Annotated in this window: 13 protein-coding genes; 4 read left to right on the forward strand and 9 right to left on the reverse strand. The window is 68.1% G+C overall.

The window, feature by feature from the left end; translation table 11 throughout:
* Positions 1 to 12 precede the first annotated feature (12 nt).
* The 5 genes from atpB to prmC form a co-directional block, all read right to left on the reverse strand.
* Entirely contained in the window at positions 13 to 795 is a 783-nt protein-coding gene (gene atpB, locus IXW21_RS10860; protein WP_194764268.1) for a F0F1 ATP synthase subunit A, read from the reverse strand.
* A gap of 146 nt (positions 796 to 941) precedes the next feature.
* On the reverse strand, positions 942 to 1,517 hold the full coding sequence (locus IXW21_RS10865) for a hypothetical protein (protein ID WP_323742224.1): 576 nt from the start codon (positions 1,515 to 1,517) through the stop codon (positions 942 to 944).
* Positions 1,514 to 2,686 (reverse strand): MraY family glycosyltransferase, encoded by a 1,173-nt coding sequence (locus IXW21_RS10870; RefSeq protein WP_194764269.1) that lies wholly within the window; start codon positions 2,684 to 2,686, stop codon positions 1,514 to 1,516. The genes IXW21_RS10865 and IXW21_RS10870 overlap by 4 nt, the downstream gene beginning before the upstream one ends.
* Complete coding sequence (locus tag IXW21_RS10875) at positions 2,683 to 3,390, reverse strand: L-threonylcarbamoyladenylate synthase (protein ID WP_194764270.1); 708 nt, start codon at positions 3,388 to 3,390, stop codon at positions 2,683 to 2,685. Before IXW21_RS10875 ends, IXW21_RS10870 begins: the two co-directional genes overlap by 4 nt.
* A gap of 50 nt (positions 3,391 to 3,440) precedes the next feature.
* Entirely contained in the window at positions 3,441 to 4,301 is an 861-nt protein-coding gene (gene prmC / locus IXW21_RS10880; RefSeq protein ID WP_194764271.1) for a peptide chain release factor N(5)-glutamine methyltransferase, read from the reverse strand.
* A 99-nt stretch (positions 4,302 to 4,400) separates the two neighbouring features.
* Between prmC and cysK the strand changes: the two genes are divergently transcribed.
* Positions 4,401 to 5,339 (forward strand): cysteine synthase A, encoded by a 939-nt coding sequence (gene cysK / locus IXW21_RS10885; RefSeq protein WP_194764272.1) that lies wholly within the window; start codon positions 4,401 to 4,403, stop codon positions 5,337 to 5,339.
* A gap of 8 nt (positions 5,340 to 5,347) precedes the next feature.
* On the forward strand, positions 5,348 to 5,917 hold the full coding sequence (gene epsC, locus IXW21_RS10890; RefSeq protein ID WP_194764273.1) for a serine O-acetyltransferase EpsC: 570 nt from the start codon (positions 5,348 to 5,350) through the stop codon (positions 5,915 to 5,917).
* Positions 5,918 to 5,932: 15 nt separating this feature from the next.
* Here epsC and IXW21_RS10895 read toward each other — a convergent pair whose 3' ends face one another.
* A complete protein-coding gene (locus IXW21_RS10895) occupies positions 5,933 to 6,343 on the reverse strand; it encodes a phage holin family protein (protein WP_194764274.1) in 411 nt (136 codons plus the stop codon).
* 109 nt (positions 6,344 to 6,452) lie between these two features.
* Positions 6,453 to 7,997 carry a CitMHS family transporter gene (locus IXW21_RS10900; RefSeq protein ID WP_194764275.1) on the reverse strand — a complete coding sequence of 515 codons (1,545 nt, stop codon included), beginning with the start codon at positions 7,995 to 7,997 and terminating at the stop codon, positions 6,453 to 6,455.
* 145 nt (positions 7,998 to 8,142) lie between these two features.
* Here IXW21_RS10900 and IXW21_RS10905 point away from each other — a divergent pair, with 145 nt between their 5' ends.
* The gene (locus IXW21_RS10905; RefSeq protein WP_194764276.1) at positions 8,143 to 9,792 is read left to right on the forward strand and encodes a sensor histidine kinase; all 1,650 of its coding nucleotides are present in this window, start codon (positions 8,143 to 8,145) and stop codon (positions 9,790 to 9,792) included.
* Positions 9,789 to 10,442, forward strand: a complete 654-nt coding sequence (locus IXW21_RS10910) for a response regulator (RefSeq protein WP_194764277.1) — start codon at positions 9,789 to 9,791, stop codon at positions 10,440 to 10,442. Before IXW21_RS10905 ends, IXW21_RS10910 begins: the two co-directional genes overlap by 4 nt.
* A 43-nt stretch (positions 10,443 to 10,485) precedes the next feature.
* Here the strand turns inward: IXW21_RS10910 and prfA are convergent, their stop codons facing one another.
* Complete coding sequence (gene prfA, locus IXW21_RS10915; protein WP_194764278.1) at positions 10,486 to 11,565, reverse strand: peptide chain release factor 1; 1,080 nt, start codon at positions 11,563 to 11,565, stop codon at positions 10,486 to 10,488.
* Between the two features lie 11 nt (positions 11,566 to 11,576).
* On the reverse strand, positions 11,577 to 13,568 hold the full coding sequence (rho, locus tag IXW21_RS10920) for a transcription termination factor Rho (protein ID WP_194764279.1): 1,992 nt from the start codon (positions 13,566 to 13,568) through the stop codon (positions 11,577 to 11,579).
* Positions 13,569 to 13,616 lie beyond the last annotated feature (48 nt).

Here is a 13,616-nt window from a genome sequence, read left to right on the forward strand (position 1 = left end):
TGCCTAGTGGGCTTAGTGCTCTTCTGCGACCGCGAGCTGGATGTAGACCGCGGTGAGGACGGTGAAGACGTATGCCTGGAGAACGGCGACCAGGATCTCGAAGAGAGTGAAGGCGCCGCCGAAGGCGAGGGTTCCGACACCCAGGGCGGCCCAGCCGCCACCTGCGGTGAAGAAGAAGAACTGGGTGGCCGCGAAGCACAGCACCAGGAGCATGTGTCCGACGACCATGTTCATCAGGAGTCGGAGCATCAGGGTGACGGGACGGATGATGAAGGTCGAGAGGAACTCGATCGGCGTCACGATGATGTAGACCGGCCACGGCACGCCCGAGGGGAACAGTGCGTTCTTGAAGAAGCCCACCGGGCTCTTCTTGATACCGGCGTAGATGAAGGTGATGTAGCTCACGAGAGCGAGCGTGAGCGGCACCGCGGCGATGCTCGTTCCGGCGATGTTCAGGAACGGGATGATTCCCGTGATGTTCATGAACAGCACCATGAAGAAGATCGTGGTGAGGATCGGAAGGAATCGGTTGCCGTCCTTGCGTCCGAGGAGGTCGTGCGCGATGTTGGTGCGGACGAAGTCCAACCCCATCTCGACGACGCTCTGGAAGCGGCCGGGAATGACCTTCATCCGACGGGTTCCGAGAACCAGGATCAGCACGACCGCCACGACGGCGATGAACTGCACCAGGTGGATTCGGTGCACGGGAACACCCGCGACTTCGAAGAGGATCTCCGGGAAGAACTCGTCGATCGAAGGTCCGTGGAACTCGCCGTCAGAGGCGAGTTTGGGCATCAGGGTCGCAGCAAGATTGAACAGCGCGGGCTCCAGCTTCGGGGCACCGGTCAGAACCGGGGCGACGATGGTCGGTGTGCTTCAAGCGCAAGCGCTCGCGGGCGAGCGGCGGGCACGTCTCAACACTATCAGAATAAGAGGGTGCCCTAAGACCGCGGGGTCTCTTCGACGGGGCCTTCCGGGTCATGGGTCTCGGGGACGATGTGATGCCGCCCCGGAGCGCGGTCCTCGGGCACGACGGTGGGCAGCTCGACGCCGGGCGCACGATCGGTCGGCGCTTCGGTCGGCAGCGACGCGTCGCTCACATTCGGCAGCCGCATCCGCGTGATCACGATCACGTCGATCACGAGCGTCGCCACGACGCCCGTGACGATCGACAGGAAGAACACCATCGGCTCGATCCACGGCTGACCGCTCAGCACGATCATGATCACGACGAAGAGTCCGACCTTGAGCAGCCAGCCGCCCAGCACGATCGCGAAGAACAGCTGCACATAGAGCGGGTCGCCGAACCAGCGGTTCGCGATCAGGATGCTGAGTGCCGTGATGCCGAGGAACAGCATCGCGAGCACGACACCGAGCAGGCCGCTGATGAGGCCCTCTCCCCCTCCGACGAGAAGACCGATGGCACCGGCCACGAGCGCGAGGATCACCATCGACACGGCCGACCAGATCAGGGTCTTCCGCAGGATCGGGTTGCTGGAAACGGGGCTCGGGCTCACGGGGACTCCACGGGTTTCGGGTCGGGTTCAGCAGACGCCGCGGTCTTCCGGCGGCGCGAGGGATTCAGGGTGATGACGAGGCACGCAGCGATGCCGACCACGCCGAAGGCCACGCCCGGCAGATACTGCCCCGGCCAGTCCTCACGGGCGCCGACGTACATCAGCAGCACGGCGAGGGAGATGACCGCGGTCCAGGCGTAGAAGATGAGCACGGCGTCGCGGTCGCGGTGCCCGAGGTCGAGCATGCGGTGGTGGAGATGCTTGCGATCGGGCGAGAACGGGGACTTGCCCGCGTTCATGCGACGCAGGACCGCCAGACCGAAGTCGAGCAGCGGCAGGAGCACGACCAGGAGAGGGAGCAGGATCGGGATGAACGCACCCAGCAGCTGGGAGCGACCGAGGCGCTCGAGGTCGAGGGCCGACGGCTCGAGCTGACCGGTCACGGCGATCGCCGATGTCGCCATGAGCAGGCCGAGCACCAGCGCGCCGGAGTCGCCCATGAAGAGCTTCGCCGGGCTCCAGTTGAACGGCAGGAAGCCGAGGCATGCTCCGATCAGCACGGCGGCCAGGAAGGACGCGAGGTTGAAGTAGCTCGAGGCGCCCGTGTCGCGCGTGAGGATGTACGAGTACGCGAAGAAGACACCGTTCGCGATCAGACAGACCCCGGCCACCAGACCGTCGAGGCCGTCGATGAAGTTCACGGCGTTCATGACGATGACGATCGCGAACATCGTGATCGTGATGCTCAGCCAGCTCGAGAAGACGATGAGGTCGCCGAACGGTAGCGACAGGATCTGCAGTCCGCCCCCCACGGTGATGATGCCGGCGGCCAGGAACTGGGCGCCGAGCTTGATCATCCAGTCGAGGTCCCACAGATCGTCGACCACCCCGATCACCGCGATCAGCAGAGCAGCGGCGAGGATCGACCACATCGTCTGCGGCGGCATCCAGATCGTCGCGAAGAAGGGGTTCGCGGCGGAGACCGCCATCGTGATGGCGATGCCCAGGAAGATCGCCACCCCGCCGAGGCGGGGCGTCGGAGTCGTGTGGACGTCGCGCTCGCGAATGCTCGGATAGAGCTTGAAACGGAGGCTCAGCTTCCAGACCGCCCAGGTCAGCGCGAACGTGATCGCGGCGGTGATGATGACGGTGAAGAGATACTGCTTCACGAATCCCCGTCCGCGTCCTCCTGTGCCGGAGCCGGCTCGAGCAGGTCTCCGAGCACCTCTTCGAGACGCTCGCGGCTGATCGCTCCTTCGCGGAGCACCCGCACCGTACCGGTGCGGGGGTCGGGTGCACGCGCCACGAGCGAGGTCGCGTCGACGATGGTCGAGGCGATTCCGGTCTCGCTGACGCCGTCGGCCAGGTAGACCGAGACGCTGTCGCCGAGCATCCGCTCCGCGTCTTCGGCGGACGTCGCGGCGTCGAGACCGGTGAGGTTGGCGCTCGAGACCGCGAGCGGGCCGGTCTCGGCGAGCAACTCCAGCGCGACCCGCCCCTCGGGCATGCGCACGGCGACGGTGCCCAGAGTGTCTCCGAGGTCCCATGCGAGCGAGGGCTGCGCAGGCAGGACGATCGTCAGACCACCGGGCCAGAACGCGTCGACGAGACGGCGCACGGGCTCGGGCACGGACTCGGCGAGAGCCTCGAGCGTCTCGACCGAGCCGATCAGCACAGGCGGCGGCTGGTTGCGGCCTCGCCCCTTGGCGTCGAGCAGCCGCTGCACGGCCTGCGGGGAGAACGCGTCGGCAGCGACCCCGTAGACGGTGTCGGTGGGCATGACGATGAGTTCGCCGCGACTGATGGCCTGGCGCGCGTGACGCATTCCGGCGAGGAGCTGACCGTCGTCGCCGCAATCGAAGATGGAGGACATGACGACTCGATTCTAGCCGGGGTCTGCCTGGGCACTCGGTGACGGCGCGATCAGGGGCGGAGCGCAGTCGTCGCGCGGTCGCGCAGGGTCAGATCGCGATGCGTCGCGGCGGCCCGCCACCCGTCGCGGGTGAGGATGCTGCGGATCTCCTCCCCCTGAAGCTCGCCGTGCTCGATGACCAGCAGACCCCCCGGTCGCAGCAGCTCGAGTGCACGCACGCTCAGCACACGGACGATGTCGAGACCGTCCTCTCCCCCGTAGAGCGCCATCGCGGGATCGAAGAGACGGACCTCGGGGTCGCGCGGGATCGCCGCGTCGGGGACGTACGGCGGGTTGGAGATCACGACCGAGACCGTGCCGTCGAGGTCGCGGAACGCGTGCGCGAGGTCCTCGTTCACCAGGGTCAGGTTCGTCACCCCCTCTGTGTTGCGGCGCGCCCAACGGTAGGCGTCGGGCGAGAGCTCCGTCGCGAACACACGGGCATGCGGAACCTCTGTCGCCATCGCGAGCGCGATGGCTCCGCTCCCGGTGCCGAGGTCGACCGCGACAGGTTCCGGCTCAGGCGCGTTCAGGAGTGCATCGATCGCGAACTGCACGACCGTCTCGGTCTCGGGTCGCGGCACGAACACCCCGGGGCCGACGGCCAGCTCGAGGTGCCGGAACGGCGCCGTCCCCGTGATGTGCTGCAGGGGTTCCCGCGCCGCGCGACGCACCACGAGAGCGTTCAGCGCCTCCTGCTCGGAATCGCCGGCCACGTCGCCGCGGATGATCGCCGCCTGCACCTCACCGCGCCGGGCTCCACGCACATGCCCCACCAGCAGCTCCGCATCGACGAGCGGATCGGGGACCCCCGCCTCGGCCAGTCGCTGGGCGGCGGCGTGGACGAGGGACGCGAGGGTGGTCTCTGGCATGTGCTCCAGCGTAGAGCCGGAACGGTGTCACAATGCCCGACGCCCGGGGTGGCTCACCTAGGCTGGACCCGCAGTCCCCCACCACAGGAAGGCCTTCACATGTCCGGCATCCACCCCGACATCACCACCGCTTTCGGCAACACCCCCCTCGTTCGTCTGAACCGCGTCACCGAGGGCCTGGGCGCCACGGTGCTCGCCAAGCTGGAGTTCTACAACCCGGCCTCGAGCGTCAAGGACCGGCTCGGCATCGCGATCGTCGACGCGGCGGAGGCGTCCGGCGAGTTGAAGCCCGGGGGCACGATCGTCGAGGCGACGAGCGGCAACACCGGTATCGCTCTGGCGATGGTCGGCGCGGCACGCGGCTACAACGTGATCCTCACGATGCCCGCATCGATGTCGAAGGAGCGACGCATGCTCCTCAAGGCATTCGGCGCCGAGCTCGTGCTCACCGACCCCACGAAGGGCATGACGCACGCGGTCGCCGAGGCCGAGGCCATCGCGGCCCGGACGCCGGGTGCCGTGCTGGCGAAGCAGTTCGCCAACGAGGCGAACCCCGCGATCCACCGCCGGACCACGGCTGAGGAGATCCTCCGTGACACGGAGGGCTCCGTCGACTATCTCGTCGCCGGCATCGGTACCGGCGGCACCATCACCGGGGTCGGCCAGGTCCTGAAGGAACGCGTACCCGGCGTGCAGATCGTCGCCGTCGAGCCCAAGGACTCCCCCATCCTGACCGAGGGGCACCCCGGACCGCACAAGATCCAGGGAATCGGGCCGAACTTCGTGCCGCCCATCCTCGACCGCGACGTCCTCGACGAGGTCATCGACGTCACATTCGACGATGCCATCCGTGTCGCACGGGAGACGGCGAGCAAAGAGGGCATTCTCGTGGGCATGTCGAGCGGTGCCGCGATCTGGGCGGCACTGCAGGTCGCGCAGCGCCCGGAGGCCGCAGGCAAGACAATCGTCGTGATCATCCCCTCGTTCGGCGAGCGATACCTGTCGACCGCGCTGTACGAGCACCTGCGCGAAGCCTGATCCGTCGGATGGGCATGATCGGCCGAATGCGCGAGGACATCGCGGCAGCACGCCTTCGCGACCCCGCCGCGCGCAGCGCCGCGGAGCTGGCGCTGCTCTATCCCGGCCTCCACGCGATCTGGGCGCATCGCGTCTCGCACGCGCTCTGGCGCCGTCGGCTCCGCCTGCTGGCTCGCGCGACGTCACAGGTCTCGCGCTGGTTGACCGGGATCGAGATCCACCCCGGCGCGCGGATCGGTCGGCGATTCTTCATCGACCACGGCATGGGCGTGGTCGTCGGCGAGACCGCCGAGATCGGCGACGACGTCATGCTCTATCACGGAGTCACACTCGGCGGCCGCACCCGCGACCACGGTAAAAGGCACCCCACCCTCCACGACGGCGTCGCCGTGGGGGCGGGAGCGAAGATCCTCGGACCCATCACCATCGGCGCCGGTTCCGTGGTGGGCGCGAACGCCGTCGTGACGCGCGATGCGCCGGCCGACAGCATCCTGGTCGGCATCCCCGCGAAGGCGCGGACACGCGTTCTCGGCGAGGACACCAAGGCCGTGCTCACCGCACCTGAGTACTCGATCTGAGGCCTCGAGCGTCTGTCAGGCTGCTCGGCGATCCCGCGACTTCTCGACCTTCTTGCGCAGGAAGATCAAGGGCAGCAGCACACTGCCGACGGCGGTGACGAGCCAGACGATCACGGCTCCGAGCAGCCAGCCGGTGACATCGACGATGCGCAGACCCCCGATGGGCAGCAGCACCACGATGACGAGGGCGATGAGCGTCGAGAAGATCCCGATCCCGCCCATCAGCACGGGTGCGTAGCGGTCGGCGATCTTGCTGACCCAGGGCGCCAGCACGCTCTGAAGCACGGCGAAGATGACGATGCAGACGACGAAGCCCCACCACTTGTCCCACTGGATCTGGAATCCGTCGAGGAGGAGGTCCGCGGCGATGAGGCCGAGACCGGCGGACACGACGTACATGAGAGCGCGGAACAGGAACGTGATCACGCGCTGAGCATATCGCCCCTCGCGCAGGGCAGCGGGGAACCGGACTGGCCCCGGTTCCCCGCTGTCGCATCACCGTGCAGGAATAGCGGTCACCTCGCAGCGCTGTCGCTCACTGGGCCACGAAGAACGGGATCGCACCGGACAGGATGCCGATTCCCAGCATCACAAGAGACACCACCGTCGCCCGCCACAGCACCTTCCGGTGATGGTCGCCGAGGTTCACGCTCGCGAGCGAGACCAGCAGCAGGATCGCGGGCACGAGCGGGCTCTGCAGATGCACGGGCTGCCCGATGATCGACGCACGCGCCATCTCGACCGGATCGATTCCGAATGCCGCGGCGCTCTGCGCCAGCACCGGGAGGATGCCGAAGTAGAACGCGTCGTTCGACATGAAGAAGGTGAACGGGATCGACAGCAGACCGGTGATGGGAGCGAGGAACGGCCCGAGCGCGGGAGGGAGGACGTCGGTGATCCACGTGGCCATCGCATCGACCATCCCGGTGCCTGAGAGGACGCCGACGAGGACGCCCGCGGCGATCACCATCGACACGACGCCCACGATGCTGGGCGCGTGCGCGACGATCTCGGATGCCTGGTCCTTGATGCCCCGGAAGTTCACCAGAAGCGCGACGGCGGCGCCGACCATGAAGACGTACGGGAGCGGCATGATGTCGATCACCAGCAGAACCATGACGGCGACCGTGAGCGCCAGGTTGAACCAGATGAGCCGGGGCCGCAGCGTCGGCCGCGCGGGGTCGAGCATCGTGTCGGCCATGGCGGTGTCCGCGAGATCGACGCTCGCTGCGGAGACGGGACCGCGTCCTCCCGCGACGACGACGATGTTGCCGGTGCGCAGCGCTGCTCGTGCTCCGGGCTGCGCGTCGGACCCGCGGAAGAGCTTCGGCACCGTCGACAGCGCGCCACCGTCGCCACCCGTGAACGATGCGGAGGTGTCGAGACGCCCGATGCGACGACGCTCCCCCAATCCGAGCATCCAGGCGAATCCGAGTGCCACGAGGATGCCGACACCGAGCGCCGGGAGCATCGGCACGAAGATGTCGGTCGGCTGCAGCCCGAGTGCCGTCGCTGCGCGCACCGTCGGTCCGCCCCACGGCACGATGTTCAGGGTGCCGTTCATGAGTCCCGCGACACAGGTGAGGACCACCGGACTCATCCCGAGCCGGAGGTAGATCGGCAGCATGGCCGAGGTCGTGATGATGAACGTGGTGGAGCCGTCGCCGTCGAGCGACACGGCGCCTGCGAGGATCGCGGTGCCGAGCACGACCTTCGCGGGATCGTCGCCGAGCAGCCGGGTGATCATGCGGATGAGCGGGTCGAAGAGTCCGACGTCGATCATGATGCCGAAGAACATGATCGCGAACATCAGCAGGGCGGCCGTCGGAGCCATGGTGGCGATCGAGTCGAGGATCATGTCGCCGAGTCCGAGCCCCGCACCGGCGAACAGGCCGAACACGGTCGGGACGAGGATCAACGCAACCATCGGCGTGAGGCGTTTGGTCATGATGAGCGTCATGAACGCCAGAACCATCGTGAACCCGAGGAGGACGAGCAGCCACTCCGGCGGCACGAACGCCACGTCGTACGTGGGTGCCTCTTCTGCGGCCATGAACAGGCCGGTGAGTGCGTCGGGCATACGGTGACTCCTTCGTCGTCGCACCGTCGTCTGCGACGGATCCTGACGAGACTAGGCAATCCGTCGCACACGGGTGCGGTATCCCGCATTCCCTGCCGTTATGCGCGTAGCGTGACTTCTGCGCATATTGCGCGAAGGGAGCTCCATGTCGACGACGACCAGACCGCGATTCGCGACCCGGGCGCTGCTGCTGCACCTCGCGACGGTCGCCCTCGTCGTCGGTCTGTGCACGGGCGTCTACCTCATGCTCGCCGTTCAGCAGCTGCGCGCCGAAGCCGAGGCCACCGCGCTCGGAATCGCGAGGACGCTCGCGGAGGATCCGGATGTACGGGCCGAGGTCACCCGGATCTCCGCCGCGAACGACTCGCCCGATGCCGACGCGCTCCGGCGCGGCGACCTGCAGAGACTCGCCCTGGGCGTCGCGGACCGGACCGGCGCCCTGTTCGTCGTGATCACGGACGAAGACGGCATCCGTCTCGCCCACCCCACGAGCGCGAGGATCGGCGAGGTCGTGAGCACCCCCTTCGCGGAGGTCCTCGCAGGCAATGAGGTCGTCGACTGGCAGACCGGCACGCTGGGCGAATCAGCGCGCGCCAAGGTCCCGGTCCTCGACGAGGACGGGACTCCCGTCGGAGAGATCAGCGTGGGGTTCGAGCGCGCGGGTGTCTTCGACGATCTTCCGCCGCTGCTCACCGTGATCGGCCTCACCGCCGCCGGGTCACTGACTCTGGCAATACTCACTTTCCTGCTGCTCCGTCGCCGATGGGAGCGCCTGACGCTCGGCGTGCAGCCCGAGGAGCTCGTGGCACTGGTGCAGAACCAGACCGCTGTGCTGAACGGCGTCGACGACGGCGTTCTCGCCATCGACACGAACGGGATCGTGCGGGTGAGCAACGACGCCGCGAACCGGATGCTGGGTCTCGACTCGCCGATCGGGCGCCCACTCGTCGATTTCGCACTCCCTGCCACCGTTCTCGAGGCTGTCCGTGTCAGCCGGACTCGATCCAGCGCGGTGGTGGATGAACGCGTGCTGTACCTCGACTCGCGCCCCGTCGTGCGTGCCGGACGCTCCCTCGGCGACGTGCTCATCATCCGCGACCGCACCGACCTGATCGCCCTGACGGAGAGGCTGGAGACGGTCCGCACCATGACCGCCGCACTCCGCGTGCAGCGCCACGAGTTCGCGAACCGCATGCACGTCGCGGCGGGCCTGATCGACGCCGAGAGAGTTCCGGACGCAAGGGCGTTTCTCGGCGAGCTCGTCGAACGCGGGTCCGTGGCATTCCCCGTCGACGGTCTGGACGCTCTGAACGATCCGTTCCTGCACTCCTTCCTCGGCGCCAAAGGCGTCGAAGCGGGTGAGCGGGGCGTCGCACTGCGCATCGCAGACTCGAGCCAGCTCATCGGCAGCGTCGCCGAACCCGAAGACGTCGCCGCGGTGCTGGGCAACCTCGTCGACAACGCGGTCACGGCGGCCGTCTCCGGATCACGTATGCCCCGCTGGGTCGAGGTGGCGGTGTTCAGCGACGGTGACGCGCTCGTGTTCACGGTGGCGGACTCCGGCCCCGGTCTCGGCGACGTCGACCCGCTGTCACCCCGAGCACCGGAAGACGAAGCGGAGGATCGCGTGCACGGGCACGGCCTCGGCCTTCCGCTCTCTCGCGAGATCGCCCGCCGAGGGAACGGCGATCTCTGGATCATCGACCGCGGCGGCACCGAGCACGGCGCGGTGTTCGCCGCTCGTCTGTGCGGCGCCGTCTCCGACACGACCACGACCTTCGAGGAAAGACCATGACCGAGCCCCTCCGCGTTCTCATACTCGACGACGACTTCCGCGTCGGACAGCTGCATCAGACCATCGTCGACGAGCAGCCCGGCTTCGCGGCTCTCGATCCCGTGCGCTCCGTCACCGAGGCGGGAGACGCCATCGTGTCACTGCGCCCCGATCTGCTTCTGGCCGACGTCTTCCTGCCCGACGGCGACGGCATCTCTCTGGTCAGGGACACCTCGGTCGATACCATCCTGATCTCGGCGGCCGACGACGCGCCGACCGTACGCCGCGCGCTCAGATCGGGAGCCGTCGGATATCTGCGCAAGCCGTTCGAGAGGCGCGCGCTGACCGCGCTCCTCGAGCGCTACGCGCGATACCGGAATCTGATCGCCGGCGAGCGTCCGCTGCGCCAGGAGGATGTCGACCGCGCGCTCGCGATCCTGCACGGATCCGGCGAGCCGGTGTCCGTCTCCCGTTCGGCGACGGAGCAGTTGGTGCTCGCAGCGCTCGGCGACGGCGAAGCGTCAGCCGCCGAGGTCGGGGATCGCGTCGGAATCTCGCGCGCGACCGCCCAGCGTCATCTCGCGGCTCTGGCCGCGCGGACCGTCGTGGAGGTACGTCTGCGTTACGGAGCGACCGGTCGCCCCGAACACAGGTACGCCGCGCGCACCTGATCCGGCGCCGCAGGCGCCGGTCCTCGTCGCAGGCCTGTGCGGCTCAGGACTCGGAGCCGACCGCGGCAAGCCGGGCCTCTTCGTCGGCCTGGATCGCGCTCTCGATGATCGGCTCGAGCGCCCCGTCCATCACCTGGTCGAGGTTGTAGGCCTTGAACCCCGTGCGGTGGTCCGCGATGCGGTTCTCGGGGAAGTTGTACGTGCGGATGCGCTCCGAGCGGTCCATTCCCCGGATCTGCGACTTGCGGGCATCCGATGCCGCGGCGTCCAGCTCCTCCTGCTGCTTGGCGAGCAGCCGGGCGCGGAGCACGCGCATGGCCGCCTCGCGGTTCTGCAACTGCGACTTCTCGTTCTGCATCGAGACGACGATCCCGGTGGGCACATGTGTGATGCGCACTGCCGAGTCGGTCGTGTTCACCGACTGGCCGCCAGGACCCGAGGAGCGGAACACGTCGATCTTCAGATCGTTCTGATTGATCGCGATCTCATCCGGCTCATCGACCTCGGGGAACACCAGCACACCGGTGGTCGAGGTGTGGATCCGTCCCTGCGACTCGGTCGCGGGCACACGCTGCACGCGGTGCACCCCGCCCTCGTACTTCAGGTGCGCCCAGACGCCCTGCGCCGGGTCGGTCGAGGACCCCTTGATGGCGACCTGGACGTCCTTGTAGCCGCCGAGGTCGGATTCGTTGCGTTCGAGCAGCTCAGTCTTCCAGCCCTTGGACGCCGCGTACTGGATGTACATGCGCAGCAGGTCGGCGGCGAACAGCGCGGACTCCGCGCCACCCTCCCCCGCCTTGATCTCCATGATCACGTCTCGGGCGTCGTCAGGGTCGCGCGGGATGAGAAGACGCCGGAGCTTCTCCTGCGCCGCCTGAACCCCGTCTTCGAGGCCGGGGACCTCATCGGCGAACGCCTCGTCCTCACGGGCGAGCTCGCGCGCAGCCTCGAGATCGTCGACAGCCGCCACCCAGGCATCGTGGGCGGAGACGATCCGAGAGAGCTCCGCGTAGCGACGGTTGACGCGCTTCGCCCGCGCGGCGTCGGCGTGCACCGCCGGGTCGGAGAGCTCCTCCTGCACCCGGCGATGCTCGTCGATCAGAGTCTGGACGGACTCGAACACAGCGGATCCGCTCAGCGGATGTTGCTGTCGTGCCCGTGACCGCCCGCAGGCAGCGTCGGGATCGACTTCTGCATCTGCACCAGGAACTCGACGTTCGAGTGGGTCTCCTTGAGCTTGCCCAGGACGACCTCGAGCGCCTGCTGCTGGTCGAGACCCGCGAGGGCGCGACGCAGCTTCCAGGTGATCTTGACCTCGTCGGCGGACAGCAGCATCTCTTCGCGACGCGTGCTCGACGCGTTCACGTCGACTGCCGGGAAGATGCGCTTGTCGGCGAGCTGGCGCGACAGGCGCAGCTCGCTGTTGCCGGTGCCCTTGAACTCCTCGAAGATGACCTCGTCCATCTTGGAGCCGGTCTCGACGAGAGCCGTGGCGAGGATCGTGAGGGATCCACCGTTCTCGATGTTGCGCGCGGCGCCGAAGAAGCGCTTGGGCGGGTACAGCGCGGAGGCATCGACACCACCCGAGAGCACACGTCCGGATGCCGGAGCGGCGAGGTTGTACGCACGACCGAGACGCGTGATCGAGTCGAGCAGCACGACGACGTCGCGGCCCAGCTCGACGAGACGCTTAGCGCGCTCGATGGCGAGCTCGGCGACCGTGGTGTGGTCTTCCGCGGGGCGGTCGAAGGTCGAGGCGATGACCTCGCCCTTGACCGTGCGCTCCATGTCCGTGACCTCTTCGGGACGCTCGTCGACGAGCACGACCATGAGGTGGACCTCGGGGTTGTTCTGCGCGATCGCGTTGGCGATCTGCTGCAGGACGATCGTCTTGCCGGCCTTGGGCGGCGCGACGATGAGGCCGCGCTGGCCCTTGCCGATCGGAGCGACGAGATCGATGATCCGCTGGGTCAGCTTCTCGGGCACCGTCTCGAGACGCAGGCGCTCCTGCGGGTAGAGCGGCGTGAGCTTGCCGAATTCGACACGGGTGGCCGCGTCGTCGATCGAGAGGCCGTTGATCGAGTCGACCTTCACCAGGGCGTTGTACTTCTGACGTCCCTGCTGATCGCCTTCGCGCGGCTGCTTGATGGCTCCGACGATCGCGTCGCCCTTGCGCAGGTTGTACTTCTTGACCTGCCCGAGCGACACGTAGACGTCGCTGGGGCCGGCGAGGTAGCCGGTGGTGCGCACGAAGGCGTAGTTGTCGAGCACGTCGAGGATGCCCGCGATCGGGATCAGAACGTCGTCCTCGCCGATCTCGGTGTCGAACTCGTCGGTCGGTGCTCCGCCGCGGCGCTTGTTGCGCTGACGGTTGCGGCCGTTGCCCGACGACTGGTCGTCATCGGCCGGCGCGCTCTGCTGCTGCTCGGGCTGCGTCTGGGCGTTGCCGTTCTGACCGCGTCCGCGGTTGCGGCTGCGGTTGCGGTTGCGGCCGCGTCCGCCCTGCTCGTCGCCGTCAGCGGAGTCTCCCGACGCCTCGGCGCTCTGGTTCGATCCCTGACCGTTCTCGGCGGGCGCAGATTCAGCGGGCTTCTCGGCGGCGGGCGCCTCGGCCTCGGCTGCGGGCTTCTTGGCGGTGCGACGACCGCGGCTCGGCTTCTTCGGCTCGTCCGTGGACTCGCCTCCCTCGGGCGCGGAAGCCGCGGCCGGAGCGGAGGGGGCCTCTGCGGCAGCAGGTGCTGACGCAGCCTCGGACGATGCCTGCTCGGCCGGCGCAGCGGGAGCCTCGGCATCGGCCTTCTTGGCCCGGCTGCGGCGCGGGGCCTTGGCCTTCGGAGCCTCTGCGGCGGGCGCCTCGGCAGCGGCGGGTGCCGACTTCTCGGACGCCGGTGCGGAATCAGCCGCGGGCGCCGACTTCTCGGATGCAGACGCGGAATCCGTCGCGGCAGTCGCCTTCTCGGCCTTGGCGGCGGCGGTGGCGGTGGTCGCCCGGCGCGGGGCGCGCTTGCGTGGCGGCGCAGTCTCGGTGGCAGCGGCGCCGGAGGCGGCGTCGGAGCTGACGGACTTGGTCGGGGCCTCGGCAGCGGGCGCCGCCTGGTCGTTCTGGGTCTCGGAGAAATTCTCCACGAGTACTCCCTCTTTGGTCTCGAAGACATGAGCGGTACGCGCACAACG

It is taken from the genome of Microbacterium sp. UFMG61 (assembly GCF_015354505.1).
In the GTDB taxonomy this organism is placed as follows: Bacteria; Actinomycetota; Actinomycetes; order Actinomycetales; family Microbacteriaceae; genus Microbacterium.

What these genes read in the sequence shown, in the direction of transcription:
- atpB (WP_194764268.1), bottom strand. Translation starts at nt 795, where the DNA reads ATGCCCAAACTCGCCTCTGACGGCGAGTTCCACGGACCTTCGATCGAC.
- IXW21_RS10875 (WP_194764270.1), bottom strand. Translation starts at nt 3,390, where the DNA reads ATGTCCTCCATCTTCGATTGCGGCGACGACGGTCAGCTCCTCGCCGGA.
- prmC (WP_194764271.1), bottom strand. Translation starts at nt 4,301, where the DNA reads ATGCCAGAGACCACCCTCGCGTCCCTCGTCCACGCCGCCGCCCAGCGA.
- cysK (WP_194764272.1), top strand. Translation starts at nt 4,401, where the DNA reads ATGTCCGGCATCCACCCCGACATCACCACCGCTTTCGGCAACACCCCC.
- epsC (WP_194764273.1), top strand. Translation starts at nt 5,348, where the DNA reads ATGGGCATGATCGGCCGAATGCGCGAGGACATCGCGGCAGCACGCCTT.
- IXW21_RS10900 (WP_194764275.1), bottom strand. Translation starts at nt 7,997, where the DNA reads ATGCCCGACGCACTCACCGGCCTGTTCATGGCCGCAGAAGAGGCACCC.
- IXW21_RS10905 (WP_194764276.1), top strand. Translation starts at nt 8,143, where the DNA reads ATGTCGACGACGACCAGACCGCGATTCGCGACCCGGGCGCTGCTGCTG.
- IXW21_RS10910 (WP_194764277.1), top strand. Translation starts at nt 9,789, where the DNA reads ATGACCGAGCCCCTCCGCGTTCTCATACTCGACGACGACTTCCGCGTC.